Source organism: Streptomyces antnestii (genome assembly GCF_004005495.1).
GTDB lineage: Bacteria > Actinomycetota > Actinomycetes > Streptomycetales > Streptomycetaceae > Streptomyces > Streptomyces antnestii.
Genome location: NZ_RZYA01000010.1, coordinates 111,142 through 135,051, shown reverse-complemented (window position 1 = coordinate 135,051; position 23,910 = coordinate 111,142). Strand labels below are relative to the sequence as shown.

Here is a 23,910-nt window from a genome sequence, read left to right as displayed (position 1 = left end):
GCCGTGTTCGACACTCTTTCCGACCGCCTCGCAGCGACATTCAAGAACCTCCGCGGCAAGGGGCGCCTCAGCGAGGCGGACATCGACGCCACGGCGCGCGAGATCCGTATCGCCCTGCTCGAAGCGGACGTGGCGCTGCCCGTCGTCCGCGCCTTCATCAAGCAGGTCAAGGAGCGTGCGGCCGGCGCGGAGGTCTCGCAGGCACTGAACCCCGCCCAGCAGGTCATCAAGATCGTCAACGAGGAGCTCATCGGCATCCTCGGCGGCGAGACCCGGCGCCTGCGGTTCGCCAAGAACCCGCCGTCCGTGATCATGCTCGCGGGTCTGCAGGGTGCCGGTAAGACGACCCTCGCCGGAAAGCTCGGCCACTGGCTGAAGGGGCAGGGTCACGCGCCGCTGCTCGTCGCCTGTGACCTCCAGCGCCCGAACGCCGTGAACCAGCTGAGCGTCGTCGCCGAGCGCGCCGGCGTCGGCATTTTCGCCCCCGAGCCGGGCAACGGCGTGGGCGACCCCGTCCAGGTCGCCAAGGACTCGATCGAGTTCGCCCGGCAGAAGCAGTACGACGTCGTCATCGTCGACACCGCCGGCCGCCTGGGTATCGACCAGGAGCTGATGCAGCAGGCCGCGGACATCCGCGACGCCGTCTCGCCCGACGAGGTCCTCTTCGTCGTCGACGCCATGATCGGTCAGGACGCGGTCAACACGGCCGAGGCCTTCCGCGACGGCGTCGGCTTCGACGGTGTCGTGCTCTCCAAGCTCGACGGTGACGCCCGTGGTGGTGCCGCCCTGTCGATCGCGCACGTCACCGGCCGCCAGGTCATGTTCGCCTCGAACGGCGAGAAGCTGGACGACTTCGACGCGTTCCACCCGGACCGCATGGCGTCCCGCATCCTCGGCATGGGCGACATGCTCACGCTGATCGAGAAGGCCGAGCAGACCTTCTCGCAGCAGGAGGCCGAGAAGATGGCCTCCAAGCTGGCCTCCAAGAAGGGCCAGGACTTCACGCTCGACGACTTCCTGGCCCAGATGGAGCAGGTCAGGAAGATGGGCTCCATCTCCAAGCTGCTCGGCATGCTGCCCGGCATGGCGCAGATGAAGGACCAGATCAACAACCTCGACGAGCGTGACGTCGACCGTACGGCCGCCATCATCAAGTCGATGACCCCGGCCGAGCGTGCCGACGCCACGATCATCAACGGCTCGCGCCGCGCCCGTATCGCCAAGGGCTCCGGTGTCGAGGTCAGCGCCGTCAAGAGCCTCGTCGAGCGGTTCATGGAGGCCCGCAAGATGATGTCCCGCATGGCGCAGGGCGGCGGCATGCCGGGGATGCCCGGGATGCCGGGCATGGGCGGCGGTCCCGGCCGGCAGAAGAAGAAGCAGAAGGCCGCCAAGGGCAAGCAGCGCTCCGGCAACCCGATGAAGCGCAAGCAGCAGGAGCTCGAGGAGGCCGCGCGCCGCGAGGCCGCCGAGCAGGGCGGCAACGCGTTCGGCCTGCCGGCCGCCGCTCAGGACGAGAAGTTCGAACTGCCGGACGAGTTCAAGAAGTTCATGGGCTGACGTGGGCTGACGGGTCACTCGCTGACTCCGTAGACGTACGTGTAAGGGGCGCTCGCTATTGCGGGCGCCCCTTACGCATGTCTACGGGGGAAGGCTCCCGTCCCCGACTGGCAAGGGCCACGGATGTGTGCGGTCATGAGCGAGAGGCGTGACGGCAGGAGGAGAGAGGCGTGGCCAACCCCGTACCCCCGCGCGACCGGACCGACCAGCCGTGGCGCTCCGAGGGTGCGCCGCCTCCGCCGCCCTCCAAGCCCAAGAAGAAGATGCCGGGCGGCTGGGGCGGCCTCATCCTCACGGCCCTGATCGTCTACCTCATCGCCAACCTCGCCCTGTCCTTCTTCAACAAGGGCAACGAGCCGACGATCTCGTACACCGAGTTCAGCAAGCAGGTCGCCGACGACAACGTCACCAAGATCTACTCCAAGGGCGACGCGATCCAGGGGCAGCTCAAGAAGGAGCAGCCCACGCCCGGGCGCGGCGGCCACAACTACACCAAGTTCACGACCCAGCGCCCGTCCTTCGCGGACGACAGCCTCTGGGTGAACCTGGAGAAGCACCACGTCGTCGTCACGGCCGAACCGGTCGTCCGGGAGCGCAGCTTCCTCGCCAACCTCCTCATCTCGCTCGCCCCGATGGTGCTGCTCGTCGTGCTGTGGATCTTCATCGCGCGCCGGATGCAGCAGGGCGGCATGGGCGGTGGCTTCGGGGGAGGCATGCTCGGGCGCAAGCAGCCCCCGAAACCGGTCGAGCTGCACCCCGGCACGAAACGCACCACGTTCGCCGACGTCGCCGGGATCGACGAGGTCGCGGGCGAGGTCGACGACGTCGTCGACTTCCTCAAGAATCCCGACGCCTACCGCGAGATGGGCGCCAAGATGCCCCGCGGCGTCCTCCTGTCGGGCCCGCCCGGAACCGGCAAGACCCTGCTGGCCCGGGCCGTCGCGGGCGAGGCCGGCGTCCCGTTCTTCTCCGCGTCCGCCTCCGAGTTCATCGAGATGATCGTCGGCGTCGGCGCCTCCCGCGTACGCGAACTCTTCGCCGAGGCCCGCAAGGTGGCGCCGTCGATCATCTTCATCGACGAGATCGACACCATCGGCCGGGCCCGCGGCGGCGGCTCCGGCATGGGCGGCCACGACGAGCGCGAGCAGACCCTCAACCAGATCCTCACCGAGATGGACGGCTTCTCCGGCTCCGAGGGCGTCATCGTCATCGCCGCCACCAACCGCGCCGACGTCCTCGACCCGGCCCTCACCCGCCCCGGCCGCTTCGACCGCGTCGTGACCGTCAGCCCGCCCGACCGCGGCGGACGCGAGGCCATCCTCAAGATCCACACCCGGCAGATCCCGCTCGCCGACGACGTGGACCTGACCCAGGTCGCCCGCACGACCCCCGGCATGACCGGCGCCGACCTCGCCAACCTCACCAACGAGGCCGCGCTCCTCGCCGTCAAACGGCAGCAGAGATCGGTCACCCAGTCCGACCTCTCCCGGGCCCTCGAGAAGGTCCAGCTGGGCGCCGAACGGCCGCTGGTCATGCCGGACGAGGAACGCCGCCGCACCGCGTACCACGAGAGCGGCCACGCCCTGCTCGGCATGCTCCAGCCCGGCGCCGACCCCGTCCGCAAGATCACCATCGTGCCGCGCGGCCGCGCCCTCGGCGTCACCCTCTCCACCCCCGAAGTCGACCGCTACGCCTACACGGAGGAGTACCTGCGCGGCCGCATCATCGGCGCCCTCGGCGGCATGGCGGCCGAACACGTCGTGTACGGGGTCGTCACCACCGGCGCCGAGAACGACCTCGAACAGGTCACGAACATCGCGCGCGGCATGGTCGCCCGCTGGGGCATGAGCGACCGCATCGGCCGCCTCTCCGCCCTGCCCGGCGACGCCCAGCAGGCCTACGGACTCTCCGCCGCCCCGCACACCCTCGACTCCATCGACCACGAGATGCGCCGCATCGTCGACGAGTGCTACGAGGAGGCCTGCACCAAACTCCGCGACCACCGCGGCCAGTTGGACGCCCTGGCCGCGGCGCTCCTGGAGAACGAGACCCTGGACGAGGCGGAGGCCTACCGCGTCGCCGGCGTCACCCGCCTCACGAAGGAGCAGTAGCCGGCGTCGCTGTCACGTGGTGCGCGCGATCACGTAGCGGAACACGTTCGGCATCCACACCGTCCCGTCCCGCCGCTGATGCGGATGCAGTGCCTCCGTCATCTCCTTCTCGACCTGGGCCGGGTCCGTGGCGCCGATCGCCGCGTCGAACAGGCCCGTCGACAGCAGCCCCCGCACCGCGCTGTCCATGTCCGCGTACCCGAACGGACAGGCGACCCGGCCCGAACCGTCCGGCCTCAGACCGGCCCGGTGCGTGATCTCCTCCAGGTCGTCGCGCAGCGCCGGCCGCCAACTCCCCGCGCCGCGCAGCGGATCCGCGAGCTTCGTCGCGACCCGCAGGACCGACGACGTCGCACACCGCTCCGGCGGCCCCCACCCGGCGAGCACCACGGGAGCGCCCCGCTCGGCCAGCGGCGCGGCCGACTCCAGGAGCGCGCAGAGCCCTTCGGAGTCACCCGCCGTGCCGCCGACCGGCTGGAACGCGGTGATCAGGTCGAACGGCGGATCGCCCGGACCCACCGCGTCCGCAGGGTCCCCTTCGACCAGTCGCGCGCCTCCACGCGCGCGCGTGCCCCACGCATCGGCCCGGTCGCCCTGGAGGGACTCGCTCTGGAGGGATTCGCCCTGGAGACGCTCTCTGGCGAGCGCGAGCCGCTCGGGCGCGGCCGCCTCGACACCGGTGACCGCCGCGCCCCGCGCCGCCGCCATCAGGAGGGCGAGCCCCGAGCCGCAGCCGAGGCCGAGGAGCCGGGTGCCGGCCGCGCCGCCGACCTCCAGTCGTTCGTAGACCGCTTCGTAGAGCGGGACCAGCATCCGTTCCTGAATCTCCGCCCAGTCACGCGCGCGTGCACACCGGTCCACGGAGGGCACGCGCCCCGCGTGGGAGCGGTGCCGTCGCACGAGCGTAGGTGTCATCGAAAGCGCCCCAATCCGCCGAGAGTTACTGCCGTGGCGTGTTCCTGCGGTTCGTCCGCCCCCGTACACGTGCGCTCCCCGTTCCCCCGTATGCCAGAGAACTCCCCATCCGCCGCCGCGTCTAGGGGGTGTTCGGCAGGGCGTGCGGATGCCGCGCGCGGGCCCACGTCGGGCGGCTGTCCGGGGGAAAAATGATTGCTGATCGGGCGTAACCGCGCCGTAGCATGCGCGCCATGGCCAAGACACCCGTTCTCACGCCTCAGGCGGAGGACTTCCCGCGCTGGTACCAGGACATCGTCAGCAAGGCCGAACTGGCCGAGAACGGTCCGGTGCGCGGCACCATGGTCATCCGACCGTACGGCTACGGCCTGTGGGAGCGGATGCAGCAGGACATGGACGCCCGGATCAAGGAGACGGGCACCCAGAACGCGTACTTCCCGCTCCTGATCCCGCAGTCCCACCTCCACAAGGAGGCCGAGCACATCGAGGGGTTCGCCCCCGAGCTCGCCGTGGTCACGCACGGCGGCGGCAAGGAGCTGGAGGAGCCCGCCGTCGTCCGCCCCACCTCCGAGATGATCGTCAACGAGTACTTCGCCAAGTGGGTGCAGAGCTACCGCGACCTGCCCCTCCTCATCAACCAGTGGGCGAACGTCGTGCGCTGGGAGCTGCGCCCCCGCCTCTTCCTGCGCACCACGGAGTTCCTCTGGCAGGAGGGGCACACCGCGCACGCCACGTACGAGGAGGCCCGCGACTTCGCGGCCCGCGTCCACCGGCACGTGTACGCGGACTTCATGGAGAACGTCCTCGCCATGGACCTCGTCCTCGGCCGCAAGACCGCCCATGAGCGCTTCGCCGGCGCGATCAACACCCTCACGCTCGAAGGCATGATGGCCGACGGCAAGGCCCTCCAGATGGGCACCAGCCACGAGCTCGGCCAGAACTTCGCCAGGGCCTTCCACACCCAGTACCTGTCCAAGGAGGGCAAGCAGGAACTGGTCTGGCAGACCTCCTGGGGCTCGACCACCCGCATGATCGGCGCCCTCGTGATGATGCACGGCGACGACAACGGCCTGAGGATCCCGCCCCGGCTGGCACCCACCCAGGTCGTGGTGCTCGCCATCAAGGGGGACGACGCGGTGCTGGCCAAGGTCCATGAGATCGGCGACGCGCTGAGGGCGGCCGGAATCCGCGTCCACGTCGACGACCGCACGGACACCCCGTTCGGCCGCCGCGCCGTCGACTGGGAACTCAAGGGAGTGCCCGTACGCGTCGAGATCGGCCCGCGCGACCTGGCGAACGGCACCGCGATGCTGGCCCGGCGCATTCCTGGGGGCAAGGAGGCGATCGCCGTCGACAGGCTCGCCGCACTGCTGCCCACCGTCCTGGAGGAGGACCAGGCACTGCTCCTGAAGCAGGCCCGCGAGCGCCGCGAGTCCCGCACGGCGGAGGTGACCACGGTCGACGAGGCCGTGGAGGCCGCCACCGCCGGAGGCTGGGCGCGCATCCCGTGGGCCACCCTCGGCGAGGCGGGCGAGGCCGCACTCGCCGAGCACTCCGTCTCCGTACGGTGTCTGGTCACCGAGGACGGGGCGGTGCCGGACGCGGACGACGCGCCGGGTAACGTCGCGGTCGTGGCACGCGCGTACTGAGCCACCGCACGGCGGCTCCCCTCCGGGGCGTACGTACGCCTACGTACCACCTTGGTGTGAGCTGTGAGGCTTCTCCGCAGATCAGCGCACCCGCCCTCGTCCGGACGCATGAGCGGCAACTGACGGGTACGTGCAAATTATTTGGGATGGCCCGGAATAGGAACACAGAGGCATCCCGGCTCGTTGTCACGACGTGAGCACGACACCACCTGTTCTCGCCGCAGAGCTGGCACAGGCGTGGGCCGACATTCAGCGGCACCACCCCGAGCTGCCAGATCTAGCCGCGCCCGAATCCCTGATCGGGGAGTCGTCGTCCGCCTGCGGACACGAGCTCTCCTTCGAGCGACTCCTCCATGAGGCAGTCCATGGCATCGCCGCCGCGCGAGGTGTACGCGACACCTCCCGCGCCGGCCGGTACCACAACCGCAGATTCCTCGCCATCGCCGAGGAGCTGGGCCTCGACCACCCCGAGGAGCCGCATCCGAGCAGCGGCTTCTCACTGGTCACGCTCAACCCCGAGGCGAAGCAGCGTTACCGGCAGACGATCGAGCGGCTCAAGGGCGCCCTCAAGGCGCACACCGCGGCCACGGCCGCGGACACCAAGCGCAGCTTCCGCGGCCCGGCCGCGCGGCACGGCTCCTCCGGGGGCGGCGTCCGCGTCAAGGCGGTCTGCGACTGCGGGCGCAATGTGCGCGTGGTGCCCTCGGTGCTCGCCCAGGCACCCATCGTCTGCGGCGGCTGCGGCAAGCCGTTCCGCATCCCGGAAGCCGTCGGCGCCGGCGTCGGGTGAGGTCCCCGAGTGGGGGTGGGACCTGCGGTGAGGTGGCCGGACCCCGTTCGGCCGCACCGGCGACGTATGGCACAATGAACAGCTGTACTCGACAGCCGCACAGGAACCCTCTCGCCTCCGGCTGACGCGTCCATCGGGCACTCCGAGTACCGCAACCCCACGTGGCATCCCGTTGTGCCCAACCACGTCAAGACCAGGAGACACCACTCCAGTGGCAGTCAAGATCAAGCTGAAGCGTCTGGGCAAGATCCGTTCGCCTCACTACCGCATCGTCGTCGCCGACTCCCGTACCCGCCGTGACGGCCGGGCCATCGAGGAGATCGGCCTGTACCACCCGGTGCAGAACCCCTCGCGCATCGAGGTCAACTCCGAGCGTGCCCAGTACTGGCTCTCCGTCGGCGCCCAGCCGACCGAGCCGGTCATGGCCATCCTGAAGCTCACCGGTGACTGGCAGAAGCACAAGGGCCTTCCGGCCCCGGCGCCGCTGCTCGTCGCGGAGCCCAAGGACAAGCGCGCCGCGTTCGAGGCCTTCACCAAGGGTCTCGAGGGCGACGACGCCAAGGGCGAGGCCATCACCCCGAAGGCCAAGAAGGCTGACAAGAAGGCGGACGAGGCCCCGGCGGCCGAGTCCACCGAGTCCACCGAGGCCTGAGCATGCTCGAGGAGGCTCTTGAGCACCTCGTGAAGGGCATCGTCGACAACCCCGACGATGTGCAGGTCGCCTCGCGCAACCTGCGCCGTGGACGCGTACTCGAGGTCCGGGTCCACCCCGACGACCTCGGCAAGGTGATCGGCCGTAACGGCCGCACCGCGCGCGCCCTGCGTACCGTCGTGGGCGCCATCGGCGGCCGCGGTGTCCGCGTCGACCTCGTCGACGTGGACCAGGTTCGCTGAGCCGGACCAACGGTTCGGCGACACATGAAGCACCGGCTCGGGCCGGGGAGGGCCTCAGGGCCGTCCCCGGCCCGTGGCCGTATGACAGGAGAGTTGTTCACGTGCAGCTGGTAGTCGCGCGCATCGGCCGCGCCCACGGCATCAAGGGCGAGGTCACCGTCGAGGTACGCACCGACGAGCCCGAGCTGCGGCTCGGCCCCGGTGCCGTGCTCGCCACCGACCCCGCCTCCGTCGGGCCGCTGACGATCGAGACCGGCCGCGTGCACAGCGGCCGCCTCCTGCTGCGTTTCGAGGGCGTACGCGACCGTACGGGCGCCGAGGCGCTGCGCAACACCCTCCTCATCGCCGAGGTCGACCCGGAGGAACTGCCGGAGGACGAGGACGAGTACTACGACCACCAGCTGATGGACCTGGACGTGGTCACCGTGGACGGCGTCGAGGTCGGCCGGATCACCGAGATCTCGCACCTGCCCTCGCAGGACCTGTTCATCGTGGAGCGCCCCGACGGCAGCGAGGTGATGATCCCCTTCGTCGAGGAGATCGTCACCGAGATCGACCTGGAGGAGCAGCGGGCGATCATCGACCCGCCGCCCGGCCTCATCGACGACCGCGCCGAGATCGTCTCCACCCGGGACGACGGCCCCGCGGAAGCCGGCAAGGCGGGCGACGACAAGGCGGGAGACGTCTGATGCGGCTCGATGTCGTCACGATCTTCCCCGAGTACCTCGACCCGCTGAACGTCTCTCTCGTCGGCAAGGCACGCGCGCGCGGGCAGCTCGACGTACGGGTGCACGACCTCAGGGAGTGGACGTACGACCGGCACAACACGGTCGACGACACCCCCTACGGCGGCGGACCCGGCATGGTCATGAAGACCGGGCCCTGGGGTGACGCCCTCGACGACGTGCTCGCCGACGGCTACGAGAACGGGTCCCACGGCCCCGCCCTCGTCGTCCCCACGCCCAGCGGACGCCCCTTCACCCAGGAGCTCGCCGTCGAGCTCTCCGAGCGCCCCTGGCTGGTCTTCACGCCCGCGCGCTACGAGGGCATCGACCGCCGCGTCATCGACGAGTACGCGACCCGTATGCCGGTCTACGAGGTGTCCATCGGCGACTACGTGCTCGCCGGCGGTGAGGCCGCCGTACTCGTCATCACGGAGGCCGTCGCCCGGCTGCTGCCCGGCGTCCTCGGCAACGCGGAGTCCCACCGGGACGACTCGTTCGCTCCCGGCGCCATGGCCAACCTCCTCGAAGGGCCCGTGTACACCAAGCCCCCCGAGTGGCGCGGCCAGGGCATCCCGGACGTCCTCCTGAGCGGCCACCACGGCAAGATCGCGCGCTGGCGCAGGGACGAGGCGCTGCGGCGCACGACCCGCAACAGGCCCGACCTCGTGGAGCGTTGCGATCCCTCGGCCTTCGACAAGAAGGACCGCGAGATGCTCTCCATCCTGGGCTGGCGGCCGGGTCCCGACGGCCGATTTGGGCGAGACCCCGACGCCGTGGAAGAATAGGCCGCTGCTGTACGTCCAGCGTGCGCCCCTGCCACAGGGGGAACGACGTCCGCCCGACGCGATCAGCTACCGAATCCTCATTTCGAAGATCCCGCCGATGACCTGTGGCATCGGTGAAGAAAGCAGACGATCATGTCTCACCTGCTCGACTCCGTCGACAGCGCGTCGCTGCGCAGCGACATCCCGGCCTTCCGCCCGGGTGACACCGTCAACGTCCACGTCCGCGTCATCGAGGGCAACCGCTCCCGTGTGCAGCAGTTCAAGGGCGTAGTCATCCGCCGCCAGGGCGCCGGTGTCCGCGAGACCTTCACGGTCCGCAAGGTCTCCTTCTCCGTCGGCGTCGAGCGCACCTTCCCGGTGAACAGCCCGATCTTCGAGAAGATCGAGCTCGTCAGCCGCGGTGACGTCCGTCGCGCCAAGCTGTACTACCTCCGTGAGCTGCGCGGCAAGGCCGCGAAGATCAAGGAGAAGCGCGACAACTGAGCTCGCGCACGGCGTCACAGCGGGGCCGGATAGCATCTGGCCTCGATGGACACCCAAGCACAGCCGACGGAACGCGACCGCCCCTCCCACCCCTCCGATCACTCTGATCACGAGGGGGAGGAGGAGCGGTCGCGTTCCGCGTTTCTGCCGGACGTGGTGTCCCTGCTGCCCGGCGGCCGCCTGACCCTGTCGGCGCTGCTCTGCCTCGTTCTCCTGCTCGTCGTGAGCGTCTTCGTCATGCAGCCGTTCGAGATCCCCAGCGGTTCCATGGAGCCCGCGTTGAGGGCCGGGGACCGCGTTCTCGTAAACAAGGTGGCGTACCGTTTCGGTGCCGAGCCGCAGCGGGGTGACGTCGTGGTCTTCGACGGCACCGGCTACTTCGGCGACGCCGACTACATCAAGCGGGTCGTGGGCGTGGGGGGAGACCATGTGGTCTGCTGCGACAGCAGGGGGAGGATCGCGGTGAACGGCGAACCCGTGGACGAGCTCGCGATCCTGTACCCCGGGAACGCCCCCTCGGCGGTCCCCTTCGACCTCGTCGTGCCCGACGGCACCCTCTTCCTGCTCGGCGACCACCGGGGCGACTCCCGGGACTCACGCGACTACCTGGGCGCGCCCGGCGGCGGCATGATCCCCGTGGGCTCGGTGATCGGCGAGGCCCGGTGGATCGCCTGGCCGACGGGCCACTGGGGCTCCCTGTCCCGTGACGACGTCTACGCGCGCGTGCCCGCACCCGGCGGTGCCCATGGGTAACCGCGGACGCGCTCCTTCCCGCGGGGGCGGCGACACGGGCCGGCCGGGCGGGAGGCGTCGCGCAGGTGGCGACACCCGTCTGCCCACCGGGACGCGTCGCGCCGGCGAGCCCGCGCTGCCGGGCCGCGCGGAGCGGCGGAAACTGGCACGCAAGGTCAAGCGGCGCCGACAGCGTTCCGCGATCAAGGAGATCCCTCTCCTCATAGGCGTGGCGCTGCTGATAGCACTCGTCCTGAAGACGTTCCTCGTCCAGGCGTTCGTGATCCCGTCGGGCTCCATGGAGCAGACGATCCGGATCGGCGACCGGGTCCTCGTCGACAAGCTCACTCCGTGGTTCGGCGCGAAGCCGCACCGCGGCGACGTCGTGGTCTTCAAGGACCCCGGCAAGTGGCTGGAACAGGAACAGGGCACGAAGAAGGACGCGCCCGTCGGCGTCAAGCAGGTGAAGGAAGGTCTCACCTGGATCGGCCTTCTGCCGTCCGACGACGAACGCGACCTCATCAAGAGGGTCGTCGCGGTCGGCGGCGACACCGTCAAGTGCTGCGACAAGCAGGGCCGGATCACGGTCAACGGGACGCCTCTGAACGAGCCGTACATCCATCCCGGTGACGTGCCCTCCAAGTTCGACTTCGAGGTCAAGGTGCCGAAGGGGCGTCTGTTCGTGCTGGGTGACCACCGCTCGAATTCGGCCGACTCCCGCTTCCACCGCACGGAGGCGTTCGCCGGCACCGTCTCGGAGGAGTCGGTGGTGGGCCGGGCCCGCGTGATCGCCTGGCCGGTCGGTCACTGGCGGATGCTGAAGGAGCCGGACACGTACGCCTCGGTGGCCGACGCGCAGAACGGGGCGGTCGCAGCCCCGCGGCGGTCGCATAGGGTGGCCCCCGCGGATCTGAACGGATTGATCCCTCTCCCGAGCCCTGCGGAACTCCCGCTCGTTATGGGAGTGGTGGGCCTGCATCGCGTATGGGACAGGCAGCGGCACGGAGTGAGGAGTGGATGTGGGGGACTTGGCGGTCGGCGCACGGTCAGGGCATGGGCCCGACGAGCAGCCCGGGCGGTCCGACGACGGAGCGGGACGGGCCGCGACGGGCGCTGTGAACCTCGAGAGTGACGACATGGACGGTGAAGGACCCGGCGGTGGCCCGGGCGGCGGTGCGGGCGGTTCGGGCGGCGGGAGCAGGGCCGGAGGGCGGGCTCCCAAGAAGCCCCGCTCCTTCTGGAAGGAGCTTCCGCTCCTCGTGGTCATCGCGCTGGTCCTGGCGCTGGTGATCAAGACGTTCCTGGTCCAGGCGTTTTCGATCCCGTCGGCTTCGATGGAGAACACCCTGCAGATCGGCGACCGGGTGCTCGTCGACAAGCTGACCCCGTGGTTCGGCGCCGAGCCGGAGCGCGGCGAGGTCATCGTCTTCCACGACCCGGACGGCTGGCTGAAGGACGAGCCGACGGCCGAGCCGAACCCGGTGCAGCGCGTCCTCGGCTGGATCGGCCTCATGCCGTCCACGAACGAGAAGGACCTCATCAAGCGGGTCATCGGCGTCAGCGGCGACACCGTCGAGTGCAACGGGACCGGCCCGCTCAAGGTCAACGGCAAGGCACTGAACGAGCCCTACGTCTACGCCGGGAACACCCCGTGCAGCGACGACAACATGGGCGGCAAGTTCAAGGTGACCGTGCCCATCGGCAAAGTTTGGGTCATGGGCGACCACCGCCAGGACTCCATGGACTCCCGGTACCACCAGCAGGACAGCCACCAGGGCTTCGTCCCCGTGGACAACGTCGTGGGCCGTGCGATCGTCGTCGCCTGGCCGCCCACTCGCTGGGCCACGCTGCCGGTGCCGGACACGTTCGACCAGCCGGGCGTCAAGACCGCGATGGGCGCGGCTCCGGGCGTGCTCGGGCTCGCGGGCGCCGCACCGCTCGTCCTCTGGCGCAGGCGCCGGCTTACCCAGGGGAACACCCGGGTTTCTGAGGCGAACACCGCCGGGTAGGGTGCCGTCCCAGATCGCCGATCTTCCACGGCGAATCTCCGAGGCGGGGAGCAACTGGGATGAGCAGGACACATCGTACGGACGAGGGCCAGGGTCGGCTCGGCAGCACGCTGTCGGGGTTGGCCGTGGCCCTCGGCTGTGTGCTGTTCCTGGGCGGGTTCGTGTGGGGCGCCATCGTGTACCAGCCGTACACCGTGCCCACCGAGTCGATGACGCCGACGATCGGAGCGGGTGACCGGGTCCTCGCACAGCGGATCGACGGCAGTGAGGTGAAGCGCGGCGACGTCGTCGTCTTCACGGACGCGACCTGGGGCGACATGCCCATGGTCAAGCGCGTCGTCGGTGTCGGCGGCGACAAGATCGCCTGCTGCCAGGCGGGCAAGCTGACGGTCAACGGCAAGCAGATCGACGAACCGTATCTCCCCAAGGGGCAGGGCGCTTCGGCCACGGGTATCCCGTCCACCACGGTCCCCGAGGGACGCCTGTTCCTGCTCGGTGACGAGCGCAGCGGCTCCCTCGACTCCAGCGTGCACATCGGCGACTCGAACCATGGCACGGTGCCGCGCAGCGCGGTGGCCGCCCGGGTCGACGCCGTGGCCTGGCCGATGAACGGCATGCTCGCGCGGCCCACGAACTTCGAGTCGCTGCCGGGCGGGATCTCGCAGCCGGGCCCCCTGCAGCTGGTCCTGGGCGCCGTGGTCGCGGGCGCGGTCCTGGTGCTCGGCGGCGCCGCGTACGGGCCGATCGCCAAGCGCTCGGGCCGCAGCCGCGGCCGGGCGGGCGCCTCGGAGCGGGAGCGGGCCCTTGCAGGCTGAACCGACCGGCATCGGCCGGGAGCCGCGCAAGGTCGCACGGGTCGTCCTGCTCGACCCCGACGACCGCGTACTGCTGCTGCATGGGCACGAGCCGGGGGACACCGCCGACGACTGGTGGTTCACCCCGGGAGGCGGCCTGGAGGGCGACGAGACCCATGAGCAGGCCGCGCTGCGCGAGCTCGCGGAGGAGACGGGCATCACCGACGTCGAGCTCGGCCCGGTCCTGTGGGAGCGCACCTGCTCCTTCCCGTTCGCCGGCCGGCGCTGGGACCAGCACGAGTGGTTCTTCCTGGCCCGTACGACCGCGGCGGTGGCCGAGGCGGAGATCGTCGGCGAGGGCCTGACGGACCTGGAGCGGCGCAGTGTCGCCGGAGCACGTTGGTGGACGTGCCGGGAACTGACCGAGGCACATGAGACGGTGTATCCGACCAGGCTCGCCGGGCTGCTGCGACGGCTGCTCGACGAGGGTCCCCCGAGTCGCCCCGAAGTCCTCGACACGGAAATCGTCTAGAGGCCCGCGGGGCTGACGCACAATAGGGGGACGCACGGCTGAAGGGGAACATGCCATGAGCGCCGAGGACCTCGAGAAGTACGAGACCGAGATGGAGCTGAAGCTCTACCGGGAGTACCGCGACGTCGTCGGTCTGTTCAAATATGTGATCGAGACCGAACGGCGCTTCTATCTCACCAACGACTACGAGATGCAGGTGCACTCGGTCCAGGGTGAGGTTTTCTTCGAGGTGTCCATGGCGGATGCCTGGGTCTGGGACATGTACAGGCCCGCACGCTTCGTGAAGCAGGTACGGGTACTCACGTTCAAGGACGTGAATATCGAGGAGCTGAACAAGAGTGACCTGGAGCTTCCGGGTGGCTGAGTGACGAGTTTCGGACGGGTTCCGGTCGCCGGGTCGGGTGACCGGGTTGTCCACAACCCGTGAGTAGTGCACCAAGATCCACTTCTTCGGCGCCCATGCCTCAGCGTGGGCGTCGGAGGTGGTGCCGACATGAACGCGTCCAGGGCACGCAACGCACTCGGCAGGTACGGCGAGGAGCTGGCCGCACGGCGGCTGGCCGAGTCCGGAATGACGGTCATCGAGCGCAACTGGCGCGCGGGCAGGACCGGTGAGATCGACATCGTCGCCCGGGAGGGCGACGCCCTCGTCGTCTGCGAGGTGAAGACCCGCAGGGCGACCGGCCCCGCCGGGAACTACGAACATCCGATGGCCGCGGTGACCCCCGTCAAGGCACAGCGGCTGCGCGACCTCGCACAGCGCTGGGTGCAGGAACACGGGGGAGCGCCACCCGGCGGCGTACGCATCGATCTGGTCGGGGTCCTGCTGCCGGCCCGCGGCGCACCCGTCGTCGAGCACGCGCGGGGGGTGGCCTGATGGGATTCGCGCGTACGTGTTCCGTGGCCCTCGTCGGGGTCGAGGGCGTCGTCGTCGAGGTCCAGGCCGACCTCGAGCCAGGGGTCGCCGCGTTCACCCTGGTCGGACTGCCCGACAAGAGCCTGTCGGAGAGCCGTGACCGGGTCAGGGCGGCGGTCGTGAACTCCGGCGGCGAGTGGCCGCAGAAGAAACTCACCGTGGGGCTCAGCCCGGCCTCCGTGCCCAAGAGCGGCAGCGGATTCGACCTCGCCGTGGCCAGCGCCGTACTGGGCGCGGCCGAGCGGATCGACCCGCGGGTCCTCGCCGACGTCGTGATGATCGGCGAGCTGGGGCTCGACGGCCGGGTCCGGCCCGTCCGCGGCATCCTCCCGGCCGTCCTCGCCGCGGCCGACGCGGGGTACGAGCAGGTCGTGGTCCCCGAGTGCTCGGCCGGCGAGGCCGCGCTCGTCCCGGGCGTCTCCGTCCTCGGCGTACGGAGCCTGCGCCAGCTCATCGCGGTCCTCACGGACGAGCCGGTCCCGGACGAGCCGCCGGACGAGACGGGACGCCCCGATCCGCTGCTCGCGGGCCTCAGCATCCCGGGCCAGGGCCTCGGCGCGGGCCTCGCCGGGATGCCGCACGACGCCCACATCCTCGATCTGGCCGATGTCGTCGGGCAGCGCGCCGCCCGCACGGCGATCGAGGTCGCGGCCGCCGGGGCCCACCATGTGCTCCTGCAAGGTCCGCCGGGCGCCGGCAAGACCATGCTCGCCGAGCGGCTCCCGCTGGTCATGCCGCCGCTCACCCGCGAGGAGGCTCTCGAAGTGACGGCCATCCACTCGGTGGCCGGGATGCTGCCGCCGGGCAAGCCGATGGTCGACGCCGCGCCCTACTGCGCGCCCCACCACTCGGCGACGATGCAGTCGCTCGTCGGCGGCGGACAGGGGATGCCGCGGCCGGGCGCGGTGTCGTTGTCCCACAGAGGGGTGCTTTTTCTGGACGAGGCGCCGGAGTTCAGCGGCCGGGCGCTCGACGCGCTGCGCCAGCCGCTGGAGTCGGGCCATGTGGTCATCGCCCGCAGTGCGGGGGTGGTGCGTCTGCCCGCCCGCTTCCTGATGGCCCTGGCCGCCAATCCCTGCCCGTGCGGCAACCACTCGCTCTTGGGCGGCGGCTGCGAATGCCCGCCGGCGGCGGTCCGCCGCTATCAGGCGCGGCTCTCCGGCCCCCTGCTCGACCGGGTCGACCTCAAGGTGGACGTGGAGCCCGTCACCCGCGCGGAACTGTCCGGGAGCGGCTCGCGGGGCGAGAGCACGCTGGTCGTCCGCGAGCGGGTGCGGGCCGCCCGGGAGCGCGCCGCGGCCCGGCTCGCGGACACACCCTGGCGGACGAACAGCGAAGTGCCCGGGCACGCGCTGCGCATGCGGTGGCCCGCGCTGCCAGGAGCCATGGACGAGGTCGAAACCGATCTGGAACGGGGCTTCCTGACGGCCCGAGGGGTCGACCGGGTACTCCGTGTGGCGTGGACCGTGGCCGACCTCTGCGGCCGCGACCGACCACACGCACAGGACGTGGCACTCGCGCTCCAGCTGCGCACCGGGATCTCGCGCGGAGTGGCCATGGCCATCGGGGGGCCGGCGTGAGGGGTTCGGAGGGGGCAGGAGGTTCCGATGGGGCAGAAGTTTTTGTGGGGGCAGAAGTTGTCGGTGGGGCAGGGGTTTCCGAGGGGCCAGGGGTGGGTGACGGGGCTCGGCTCGCGCGGGCCGCGTTGACCCGGATCGTGGAGCCCGGTGACGAGGTGGTGGGGCGGTGGTTGCGGGAGTTCGGGGCCGAGGAGGTCGTGCGGCGGGTCGTCGGGGGTGGGGCGCCTCTGCCCGGGGTGAGTGACGGGCGCTGGGCGGGGCTGCGGGCCAGAGCGGCCGATGTGCGGCCCGAGCGGGATCTGGAGCTGGCGGCGGGAGTGGGCGCGCGGCTCGTGTGTCCCGGGGACACCGAGTGGCCGGCCCAGCTGGACGATCTCGGTGACGCGCGCCCCGTCGCCCTGTGGGTGCGAGGGCGGCCGTCCCTGCGGATGTGGGCGCTGCGCTCCGTCGGGGTCGTGGGGGCGCGGGCCTGCACGGACTACGGGGCGCGCGTCGCGGCGAGTCTCGGCGCGGGGCTCGCGGAGCGCGGCAGCGTCGTCGTGTCGGGCGGCGCGTACGGGGTGGACGCGGCCGCCCACCGGGGAACGCTCGGGGCGAGCGGCGCCACCGTGGCGGTCCTCGCGTGCGGCGTCGACCGGCCCTACCCGCGTGGTCACATCGAGTTGATCGAGCGGATCGCGGAACAGGGGCTCGTCATCGCGGAGTTGCCGCCTGGTGATCATCCGACACGGAGCAGGTTCATCCTCCGCAACCGCGTGATCGCCGCTCTGACCAGGGGGACCGTCGTCGTGGAGGCCGCCTACCGCAGCGGAGCGCTCGGCACGGCGCGCTGGGCGCAGCGGCTCGGCCGTCACACGATGGGGGTGCCCGGACCGGTCACGAGCACCCGCTCCGCCGGGGTGCACGAACTGCTACGCGGGGAAGCCGTTCTCGTCACCGATGCGGCGGAAGTCATGGAGCTGGTCGGGGACATGGGGGAGCTGGCGCCGCCGCGCCGAGGCCCCGTCCTGCCGCACGACCTGCTCGCGCCGGGCGCCGCCGCCGTCCTGGCCGCGCTGCCCTCGCGCGGCGCGGTCGGGGCCGGGGACGTCGCCCGGGCCGCGGGCACCGGAGTCGACGACGCGATCGGGAGGTTGTACGAACTGCGCTCACTGGGGTTCGTCGAACGACTTGGCGACGGCTGGCAGTTGACACGCCAGGCGATCCAGCCTGTCTTGCCCGAAGGGGACGATCAGTGACGGAGGGTGTTGCGCCGTCCGGATGACGGGCCGAAGCCCTTGGCATTACGGGGTGTTGGCGATGCGGGCCCGTCACGTACAGCGACGGACACGGCCGTGCAAGTCGCCCAACGGAACGTATCTGCGCACGTGCGATCCCATAGCCTTCGCACACTGCGACTCTCCAGTCACGCTACGCTCACCAGGATTCCGGCTCGTTCCGTTCAATCCGGAATCAGTCCGGCGAAGAAGAACAACGACGACCAGATCGGTAACCGAACATCAGACAGGCAACTCGGGACCTTCCGCACCAGTCCCGCGCCAGGCACCCACATCCCCAGTCCACGGCAGAACGGCACAAGGCGACGAATGCCCCAGCACACCTCCGGGTCTGACCGGGCTGCGGTTCCCCCCGCCGCCCGTGGCAGCGTGCGGCCTCCGGCTCCCTCGTCGCTCGAGGAGCTGTGGAGGTCGTACAAGGCGACGGGCGACGGGCGGCTGCGCGAGCAGCTCATCCTGCACTACTCGCCGCTGGTCAAGTACGTCGCGGGCCGCGTCAGCGTCGGCCTGCCGCCCAATGTCGAACAGGCCGACTTCGTGTCCTCAGGGGTCTTCGGACTGATCGACGCGATCGAGAAGTTCGACATCGAGCGCGAGATCAAGTTCGAGACGTACGCGATCACCCGGATCCGGGGCGCCATGATCGACGAACTCCGGGCGCTCGACTGGATTCCGCGCTCCGTACGGCAGAAGGCGCGCAATGTGGAGCGGGCCTACGCCACCCTCGAGGCGCAGCTGAGACGGACCCCCTCGGAGAGCGAGGTGGCCGCGGAGCTCGGCATCAAGGTCGAGGAACTGCATGCGGTCTTCAGTCAGTTGTCCCTCGCGAACGTCGTGGCGCTCGAGGAACTGCTGCACGCCGGCGGTGAGAGCGGCGACCGCCTCAGCCTCATGGACACGCTCGAGGACCAGGCCGCGGACAACCCCGTCGAGGTCGCCGAGGACCGCGAGCTGCGGCGCTATCTCGCGCGGGCGATCAACACGCTGCCGGAACGCGAGAAGACCGTGGTGACGCTCTACTACTACGAGGGCCTCACCCTCGCGGAGATCGGCAACGTACTCGGGGTGACCGAGAGCCGCGTCAGTCAGATCCACACCAAGTCCGTCCTCCAGCTCCGCGCGAAGCTGGCGAGCTTCCGCCGCTGACGGCCCGCGACGCCCGCGGCGCGGAATCGTCCCTGCCGGTGAGCGTGGGGCGGTGCACAGGCGGGACGACTCCCGCGGCGCGCGTCCCGTCCGTAAAGTGGTGACGTGCCAAGGATTCGAGCGGCCTCAGTGGCCGAGCACCGGTCGATGCAGCGCGGCGCCCTTCTGGACGCGGCGCGCACCCTGCTGTCCGAGGGCGGGACGGAGGCGCTGACCTTCCCCGCGCTCGCCGAACGCACCGGGCTCGCCCGGTCCTCCGTGTACGAGTACTTCCGCTCGCGGGCCGCCGTCGTGCAAGAGCTCTGCGAGGTCGACTTTCCCGTGTGGGCGGCGGAGGTCTCCGCCGCGATGGAGCGGGCCGCCGATCCCGAGGGCAAGGTCGAGGCGTACGTGCGGGAACAGCTCTCGCTGGTGGGGGACCGGCGTCACCGGGCCGTCGTCGCCATCTCGGCGAGCGAACTGGACTCCGGGGCCCGCGAGAAGATCCGCGCCGCGCACGGCGGCCTGGTCGCGATGATCGTCGAGGCGCTCGGCGAGATGGGCCACGAGGAGCCGCGGCTCGCGGCGATGCTCCTTCAGGGGGTCGTGGACGCGGCGGTCCGGCGGATCGAACTGGGCGCGGCCGAGGACCCGGCGGCGATCACGGAAGCGGCCGTGAGTATGGCCCTGCGGGGCGTTCGAGGCTGAGCCACAGCTCCGCGGGCGGGACCGGCAGCAGGCGGGACGGCCCCCGGCGCAGCAGCCACGGCGGCAGCAGGGACAGCGGGTCCAGATACACCTTTCCCCGGAGCAGGCCCCAGTGCAGGCAGGAGGCGGGCCCGCAGTGGCCCGTCGTGGGCTCAAGGGTCCCCACCGCCTCGCCCGACGTCACCGTCTCGCCCTCCTTCACGGAAGCCGTCACCGGTTCGTACGTCGTCCGCAGGGGTGGTTCGCCGGTGTCCGACAGTTCCACGGCCACGACTCCTCTGCCCGCCACCCGGCCGGCGAAGGACACCCGGCCGGGGGCCACCGCTCTGACGGGGGAACCGACGGGCGCGGCCAGATCCACCCCGCGGTGGCCCGCCCCGTACTCCGTCGCCGGCGGGACCCAGCCGCGTACGATCGGGGGCCTTGTCCTCACCGGCCAGGCTCCGCCCACGGCGGGCACCGGGAGTACGGCGGGCACCGGGAGTGGCGCCCCAAGGCCCGTGAGTGCCGCGGTCATCGTCAGCATCAGCATCAGTCGCATGCACCGAACGGTCCTCTTCCGGCGCGCTGCGCGGGGATCATGGACCGGAACTGTGGACTACCGACCGGTTGTGGACAGCGGCGTCACCCGGCACCCCGTGGGTCCCGTACACTTCTGATGGCGATCCGGGTCACCGGATCGACTTCGCACGCCCCAACACCAGTTCATTCGTGACGGTGTCCGCGCTCCTCGGTCCCTCGTGGCACAGCGCGCGGGGCGTCAGGCGCGACAGCAATCCTGCGGTCGCGGCAACCGAGAACCCAAGGAGTACGGCCATGGCCGTCGTCACGATGCGGGAGCTGCTGGAGAGCGGCGTCCACTTCGGTCACCAGACCCGTCGCTGGAACCCGAAGATGAAGCGCTTCATCTTCACCGAGCGCAACGGCATCTACATCATCGACCTGCTCCAGTCGCTGTCGTACATCGACCGCGCCTACGAGTTCGTCAAGGAGACCGTCGCCCACGGCGGCACGGTCATGTTCGTCGGCACGAAGAAGCAGGCGCAGGAGGCGATCGCCGAGCAGGCGACCCGCGTCGGCATGCCCTACGTCAACCAGCGCTGGCTGGGCGGCATGCTCACCAACTTCTCGACCGTCTACAAGCGTCTGCAGCGCCTCAAGGAGCTCGAGCAGATCGACTTCGAGGATGTGGCCGCGTCCGGCCTCACCAAGAAGGAGCTGCTCGTCCTCTCCCGCGAGAAGGCCAAGCTGGAGAAGACCCTCGGCGGTATCCGCGAGATGTCCAAGGTGCCCAGCGCCGTCTGGATCGTGGACACCAAGAAGGAGCACATCGCGGTCGGTGAGGCCCGGAAGCTCAACATCCCGGTCGTCGCCATCCTCGACACCAACTGCGACCCCGACGAGGTCGACTACAAGATCCCGGGCAACGACGACGCGATCCGCTCCGTCACCCTGCTCACCCGCGTGATCGCCGACGCCGTCGCCGAGGGCCTCATCGCCCGCTCCGGTGCCGCCACGGGCGACCAGAAGCCGGGCGAGAAGGCCGCGGGCGAGCCGCTCGCCGAGTGGGAGCGCGACCTGCTCGAGGGTGACAAGAAGGACGAGAAGGCCGCCGAGGCCGAGGTCCAGACCTCTGCCGAGACGGAGAAGGTCGCCGACGCCGAGGCCGAGGTTGCCGCCGAGGCTCCGGCCACCGAGGCTCCGGCCGCGGACGCCGAGCAGGCCTGACCCTCACAGGTTCGGTAGTTGACGGCGGGGGCCGGGTCGGCCCCCGCCGTTCACCCGTAGATCTTCCAGACTTCGAGAGAGAATTTCAGGATCATGGCGAACTACACCGCCGCTGACGTCAAGAAGCTCCGCGAGCTCACGGGCGCCGGCATGATGGACTGCAAGAAGGCGCTCGACGAGGCCGACGGCAGCGTCGACAAGGCCGTCGAGGCCCTGCGCATCAAGGGCCAGAAGGGCGTCGCCAAGCGCGAGGGCCGCTCCGCCGAGAACGGCGCCGTGGTCTCCCTCATCGCCGACGACAACACCTCCGGTGTCATCCTCGAGCTGAAGTGCGAGACGGACTTCGTCGCCAAGGGTGAGAAGTTCCAGGCCGTCGCGAACTCCCTCGCCGCCCACGCCGCCAAGACGAACCCGGCCGACATCGCGGCGCTCCTCGCGTCCGAGATCGAGCCCGGCAAGACCGTCCAGGCTTACGTCGACGAGGCCAACGCCAACCTCGGCGAGAAGATCGTCCTCGACCGCTTCGCGCAGTTCTCCGGCGCGTTCGTCACCGCGTACATGCACCGCACCATGCCCGACCTGCCCCCGCAGATCGGTGTTCTGGTCGAGCTGGACAAGGCCGACGCCGACCTCGCCAAGGGCATCGCGCAGCACATCGCCGCCTTCGCGCCGAAGTACCTCTCCAAGGAGGACGTCCCGGCCGAGGTCGTCGAGTCCGAGCGCCGCGTCGCCGAGGAGACCACCCGCGCCGAGGGCAAGCCGGAGGCCGCGCTCCCGAAGATCGTCGAGGGTCGCGTCAACGGCTTCTTCAAGGAGGCCACCCTCCTCGGCCAGCCGTACGCGCTGGACAACAAGAAGTCCGTGCAGAAGGTCCTGGACGAGGCCGGTGTCACCCTGAAGCGCTTCTCGCGCATCAAGGTCGGCATCTGAGTCCGTACCGCGACAGCCGGAAGACACCGCTAGGGTCGACGAGATCCCAGTAGGGTCGAAGCAGTCGCCCGCGTACGCCGCCACCGCGCGCGTGCGCGACCGGCGACCGCAGATGTGACGAGGAGGCCATTGCCGAGCATGGGATGCGAACACACCCCACCGGCAATGGCCTTCTTTGTATGTGTGCCAAGTAAAGAGGCGAGAACACCATGACCACCACCACCAAGGCCGACAAGGGCGAGAAGAGCGACGACGGCAAAGGCGCGGGGCGCTTTCTGCTGAAGCTGTCCGGCGAGGCGTTCGCCGGTGGCGGGGGGCTGGGTGTCGACCCCGACGTGGTGCACAAGATCGCCCGTGAGATCGCCGCCGTCGTACGGGACGGCGCGCAGATCGCCGTCGTCATCGGCGGCGGCAACTTCTTCCGTGGCGCCGAGCTCCAGCAGCGCGGCATGGACCGGGCCCGCTCCGACTACATGGGCATGCTCGGCACCGTCATGAACTGCCTCGCCCTCCAGGACTTCCTGGAGAAGGAGGGCATCGACTCCCGCGTGCAGACCGCCATCACCATGGGCCAGGTCGCCGAGCCGTACATCCCGCTGCGCGCCGTGCGCCACCTGGAGAAGGGCCGCGTCGTCATCTTCGGCGCCGGCATGGGCATGCCGTACTTCTCCACTGACACGACCGCCGCCCAGCGCGCCCTCGAGATCGACGCCGAGGCGCTGCTCATGGGTAAGAACGGGGTGGACGGGGTCTACGACTCCGACCCGAAGACCAACCCCGAGGCGGTGAAGTTCGACGCGCTCAGCTACGGCGAGGTCATCACCCGCGACCTCAAGGTCGCCGACATGACCGCGATCACCCTGTGCCGCGACAACAAGCTGCCCATCCTCGTCTTCGAACTGCTCGCCGAGGGCAATATCGCGCGAGCCGTCAAGGGTGAGAAGATCGGCACGCTCGTGGGCGACCACGGAACGCGGGCCTGACCCCTCCCCCCGCCAGGGGATGGACAATGTCCTGCCGGTCGGACACCGTGCAGGAAAGACACACGACGCAGCCGGCCGCCCAGGGCGCATGCCGGGCCTCACTCAAGACACGCAGGAGCAAGTGGTGATCGAAGAGACCCTCCTCGAGGCCGAGGAGAAGATGGAGAAGGCCGTCGTGGTCGCCAAGGAGGACTTCGCCGCGATCCGCACCGGCCGTGCGCACCCGGCGATGTTCAACAAGATCGTGGCGGACTACTACGGCGCGCTGACCCCGATCAACCAGCTGGCCTCGTTCTCGGTGCCCGAGCCGCGGATGGCCGTGGTGACCCCGTTCGACAAGAGCGCGCTGCGCAACATCGAGCAGGCGATCCGCGACTCCGACCTCGGCGTCAACCCGAGCAACGACGGCAACATCATCCGAGTGACGTTCCCGGAGCTGACCCAGGACCGCCGCAAGGAGTACATCAAGGTCGCCAAGACCAAGGCCGAGGACTCCAAGATCTCGATCCGCTCCATCCGCCGCAAGGCCAAGGAAGCGATCGACAAGGCGATCAAGGACGGCGACATCGGCGAGGACGAGGGCCGTCGCGCCGAGAAGGAGCTCGACGACACCACCGCGAAGTACGTCGCGCAGGTGGACGAGCTGCTCAAGCACAAGGAAGCCGAGCTTCTCGAGGTCTGAGGAAT

Annotated in this window: 26 protein-coding genes; 24 read left to right on the top strand and 2 right to left on the bottom strand. The window is 70.1% G+C overall.

Annotated features, from left to right (window positions below; genetic code table 11):
* Positions 1 to 3: 3 nt before the first annotated feature.
* Both ffh and ftsH read left to right on the top strand, forming a co-directional pair.
* Positions 4 to 1,557 (top strand): signal recognition particle protein, encoded by a 1,554-nt coding sequence (gene ffh, locus EOT10_RS21710; RefSeq protein ID WP_127829948.1) that lies wholly within the window; start codon positions 4 to 6, stop codon positions 1,555 to 1,557.
* A 170-nt stretch (positions 1,558 to 1,727) separates the two neighbouring features.
* Positions 1,728 to 3,668 (top strand): ATP-dependent zinc metalloprotease FtsH, encoded by a 1,941-nt coding sequence (ftsH, locus tag EOT10_RS21705; RefSeq protein ID WP_127829947.1) that lies wholly within the window; start codon positions 1,728 to 1,730, stop codon positions 3,666 to 3,668.
* A gap of 12 nt (positions 3,669 to 3,680) precedes the next feature.
* Here ftsH and EOT10_RS21700 read toward each other — a convergent pair whose 3' ends face one another.
* Positions 3,681 to 4,583 (bottom strand): SAM-dependent methyltransferase, encoded by a 903-nt coding sequence (locus EOT10_RS21700; protein ID WP_127829946.1) that lies wholly within the window; start codon positions 4,581 to 4,583, stop codon positions 3,681 to 3,683.
* 233 nt (positions 4,584 to 4,816) lie between these two features.
* On the opposite strand from EOT10_RS21700, the gene proS reads away from it, so the two are divergent.
* The 18 genes from proS (at position 4,817) to EOT10_RS21610 (ending at position 19,582) form a co-directional block, all read left to right on the top strand.
* A complete protein-coding gene (proS, locus tag EOT10_RS21695; RefSeq protein ID WP_127829945.1) occupies positions 4,817 to 6,232 on the top strand; it encodes a proline--tRNA ligase in 1,416 nt (471 codons plus the stop codon).
* Between the two features lie 193 nt (positions 6,233 to 6,425).
* The gene (locus EOT10_RS21690; RefSeq protein ID WP_127829944.1) at positions 6,426 to 7,022 is read left to right on the top strand and encodes a hypothetical protein; all 597 of its coding nucleotides are present in this window, start codon (positions 6,426 to 6,428) and stop codon (positions 7,020 to 7,022) included.
* A 211-nt stretch (positions 7,023 to 7,233) separates the two neighbouring features.
* Positions 7,234 to 7,674, top strand: coding sequence for a 30S ribosomal protein S16 (rpsP, locus tag EOT10_RS21685; protein ID WP_127829943.1), 441 nt, complete (start codon positions 7,234 to 7,236; stop codon positions 7,672 to 7,674).
* A 2-nt stretch (positions 7,675 to 7,676) separates the two neighbouring features.
* Positions 7,677 to 7,916, top strand: a complete 240-nt coding sequence (locus EOT10_RS21680) for an RNA-binding protein (RefSeq protein WP_014176063.1) — start codon at positions 7,677 to 7,679, stop codon at positions 7,914 to 7,916.
* 101 nt (positions 7,917 to 8,017) lie between these two features.
* Positions 8,018 to 8,605: a ribosome maturation factor RimM gene (gene rimM / locus EOT10_RS21675; RefSeq protein WP_127829942.1), complete on the top strand. Its 588-nt coding sequence runs from the start codon at positions 8,018 to 8,020 to the stop codon at positions 8,603 to 8,605.
* Positions 8,605 to 9,426: a tRNA (guanosine(37)-N1)-methyltransferase TrmD gene (trmD, locus tag EOT10_RS21670; RefSeq protein WP_127829941.1), complete on the top strand. Its 822-nt coding sequence runs from the start codon at positions 8,605 to 8,607 to the stop codon at positions 9,424 to 9,426. The genes rimM and trmD overlap by 1 nt, the downstream gene beginning before the upstream one ends.
* Before the next feature lie 132 nt (positions 9,427 to 9,558).
* On the top strand, positions 9,559 to 9,909 hold the full coding sequence (rplS, locus tag EOT10_RS21665) for a 50S ribosomal protein L19 (protein WP_127829940.1): 351 nt from the start codon (positions 9,559 to 9,561) through the stop codon (positions 9,907 to 9,909).
* Between the two features lie 45 nt (positions 9,910 to 9,954).
* Positions 9,955 to 10,662, top strand: coding sequence for a signal peptidase I (lepB, locus tag EOT10_RS21660; protein ID WP_127829939.1), 708 nt, complete (start codon positions 9,955 to 9,957; stop codon positions 10,660 to 10,662).
* Positions 10,655 to 11,773, top strand: a complete 1,119-nt coding sequence (gene lepB / locus EOT10_RS21655) for a signal peptidase I (RefSeq protein WP_127829938.1) — start codon at positions 10,655 to 10,657, stop codon at positions 11,771 to 11,773. The genes lepB (EOT10_RS21660) and lepB (EOT10_RS21655) overlap by 8 nt, the downstream gene beginning before the upstream one ends.
* On the top strand, positions 11,661 to 12,650 hold the full coding sequence (gene lepB, locus EOT10_RS21650) for a signal peptidase I (RefSeq protein ID WP_189491902.1): 990 nt from the start codon (positions 11,661 to 11,663) through the stop codon (positions 12,648 to 12,650). The genes lepB (EOT10_RS21655) and lepB (EOT10_RS21650) overlap by 113 nt, the downstream gene beginning before the upstream one ends.
* Before the next feature lie 59 nt (positions 12,651 to 12,709).
* A complete protein-coding gene (gene lepB, locus EOT10_RS21645) occupies positions 12,710 to 13,465 on the top strand; it encodes a signal peptidase I (RefSeq protein ID WP_127829937.1) in 756 nt (251 codons plus the stop codon).
* A complete protein-coding gene (locus EOT10_RS21640; RefSeq protein WP_127829936.1) occupies positions 13,455 to 13,976 on the top strand; it encodes an NUDIX hydrolase in 522 nt (173 codons plus the stop codon). The genes lepB (EOT10_RS21645) and EOT10_RS21640 overlap by 11 nt, the downstream gene beginning before the upstream one ends.
* 55 nt (positions 13,977 to 14,031) lie before the next feature.
* Positions 14,032 to 14,340, top strand: coding sequence for a DUF2469 domain-containing protein (locus tag EOT10_RS21635; RefSeq protein WP_003965949.1), 309 nt, complete (start codon positions 14,032 to 14,034; stop codon positions 14,338 to 14,340).
* Between the two features lie 129 nt (positions 14,341 to 14,469).
* Positions 14,470 to 14,853 (top strand): YraN family protein, encoded by a 384-nt coding sequence (locus tag EOT10_RS21630; RefSeq protein WP_127829935.1) that lies wholly within the window; start codon positions 14,470 to 14,472, stop codon positions 14,851 to 14,853.
* On the top strand, positions 14,853 to 16,472 hold the full coding sequence (locus EOT10_RS21625; RefSeq protein WP_127829934.1) for a YifB family Mg chelatase-like AAA ATPase: 1,620 nt from the start codon (positions 14,853 to 14,855) through the stop codon (positions 16,470 to 16,472). Before EOT10_RS21630 ends, EOT10_RS21625 begins: the two co-directional genes overlap by 1 nt.
* Positions 16,473 to 16,564: 92 nt before the next feature.
* Positions 16,565 to 17,710, top strand: a complete 1,146-nt coding sequence (dprA, locus tag EOT10_RS21620) for a DNA-processing protein DprA (protein WP_127829933.1) — start codon at positions 16,565 to 16,567, stop codon at positions 17,708 to 17,710.
* Positions 17,711 to 18,058: 348 nt separating this feature from the next.
* Positions 18,059 to 18,895, top strand: a complete 837-nt coding sequence (gene whiG, locus EOT10_RS21615; RefSeq protein WP_127829932.1) for an RNA polymerase sigma factor WhiG — start codon at positions 18,059 to 18,061, stop codon at positions 18,893 to 18,895.
* A 129-nt stretch (positions 18,896 to 19,024) separates the two neighbouring features.
* Complete coding sequence (locus EOT10_RS21610; protein WP_127829931.1) at positions 19,025 to 19,582, top strand: TetR/AcrR family transcriptional regulator; 558 nt, start codon at positions 19,025 to 19,027, stop codon at positions 19,580 to 19,582.
* Here EOT10_RS21610 and EOT10_RS21605 read toward each other — a convergent pair.
* Positions 19,536 to 20,123: a M23 family metallopeptidase gene (locus tag EOT10_RS21605; protein WP_127829930.1), complete on the bottom strand. Its 588-nt coding sequence runs from the start codon at positions 20,121 to 20,123 to the stop codon at positions 19,536 to 19,538. The two genes, EOT10_RS21610 and EOT10_RS21605, sit on opposite strands and share 47 nt — an antisense overlap.
* Before the next feature lie 275 nt (positions 20,124 to 20,398).
* On the opposite strand from EOT10_RS21605, the gene rpsB reads away from it, so the two are divergent.
* The 4 genes from rpsB to frr all read left to right on the top strand — a co-directional run bounded on the left by rpsB (position 20,399) and on the right by frr (position 23,905).
* Complete coding sequence (gene rpsB, locus EOT10_RS21600) at positions 20,399 to 21,310, top strand: 30S ribosomal protein S2 (RefSeq protein ID WP_127829929.1); 912 nt, start codon at positions 20,399 to 20,401, stop codon at positions 21,308 to 21,310.
* 93 nt (positions 21,311 to 21,403) lie between these two features.
* Positions 21,404 to 22,240 (top strand): translation elongation factor Ts, encoded by an 837-nt coding sequence (gene tsf, locus EOT10_RS21595; RefSeq protein WP_127829928.1) that lies wholly within the window; start codon positions 21,404 to 21,406, stop codon positions 22,238 to 22,240.
* A 209-nt stretch (positions 22,241 to 22,449) separates the two neighbouring features.
* A complete protein-coding gene (gene pyrH, locus EOT10_RS21590; protein WP_127829927.1) occupies positions 22,450 to 23,223 on the top strand; it encodes a UMP kinase in 774 nt (257 codons plus the stop codon).
* Between the two features lie 124 nt (positions 23,224 to 23,347).
* Entirely contained in the window at positions 23,348 to 23,905 is a 558-nt protein-coding gene (gene frr / locus EOT10_RS21585; RefSeq protein WP_127829926.1) for a ribosome recycling factor, read from the top strand.
* Positions 23,906 to 23,910 lie beyond the last annotated feature (5 nt).

Excerpts from the sequence above, each read along its gene's own strand:
- lepB (WP_127829939.1), top strand. The coding sequence starts at position 9,955 with ATGGACACCCAAGCACAGCCGACGGAACGCGACCGCCCCTCCCACCCC.
- EOT10_RS21605 (WP_127829930.1), bottom strand. The coding sequence starts at position 20,123 with ATGCGACTGATGCTGATGCTGACGATGACCGCGGCACTCACGGGCCTT.
- rplS (WP_127829940.1), top strand. The coding sequence starts at position 9,559 with ATGTCTCACCTGCTCGACTCCGTCGACAGCGCGTCGCTGCGCAGCGAC.
- proS (WP_127829945.1), top strand. The coding sequence starts at position 4,817 with ATGGCCAAGACACCCGTTCTCACGCCTCAGGCGGAGGACTTCCCGCGC.
- trmD (WP_127829941.1), top strand. The coding sequence starts at position 8,605 with ATGCGGCTCGATGTCGTCACGATCTTCCCCGAGTACCTCGACCCGCTG.
- EOT10_RS21630 (WP_127829935.1), top strand. The coding sequence starts at position 14,470 with ATGAACGCGTCCAGGGCACGCAACGCACTCGGCAGGTACGGCGAGGAG.
- whiG (WP_127829932.1), top strand. The coding sequence starts at position 18,059 with ATGCCCCAGCACACCTCCGGGTCTGACCGGGCTGCGGTTCCCCCCGCC.
- EOT10_RS21635 (WP_003965949.1), top strand. The coding sequence starts at position 14,032 with ATGAGCGCCGAGGACCTCGAGAAGTACGAGACCGAGATGGAGCTGAAG.
- lepB (WP_127829938.1), top strand. The coding sequence starts at position 10,655 with ATGGGTAACCGCGGACGCGCTCCTTCCCGCGGGGGCGGCGACACGGGC.
- EOT10_RS21625 (WP_127829934.1), top strand. The coding sequence starts at position 14,853 with ATGGGATTCGCGCGTACGTGTTCCGTGGCCCTCGTCGGGGTCGAGGGC.
- tsf (WP_127829928.1), top strand. The coding sequence starts at position 21,404 with ATGGCGAACTACACCGCCGCTGACGTCAAGAAGCTCCGCGAGCTCACG.
- lepB (WP_127829937.1), top strand. The coding sequence starts at position 12,710 with ATGAGCAGGACACATCGTACGGACGAGGGCCAGGGTCGGCTCGGCAGC.
- pyrH (WP_127829927.1), top strand. The coding sequence starts at position 22,450 with ATGACCACCACCACCAAGGCCGACAAGGGCGAGAAGAGCGACGACGGC.
- EOT10_RS21700 (WP_127829946.1), bottom strand. The coding sequence starts at position 4,583 with ATGACACCTACGCTCGTGCGACGGCACCGCTCCCACGCGGGGCGCGTG.
- EOT10_RS21680 (WP_014176063.1), top strand. The coding sequence starts at position 7,677 with ATGCTCGAGGAGGCTCTTGAGCACCTCGTGAAGGGCATCGTCGACAAC.
- rpsB (WP_127829929.1), top strand. The coding sequence starts at position 20,399 with ATGGCCGTCGTCACGATGCGGGAGCTGCTGGAGAGCGGCGTCCACTTC.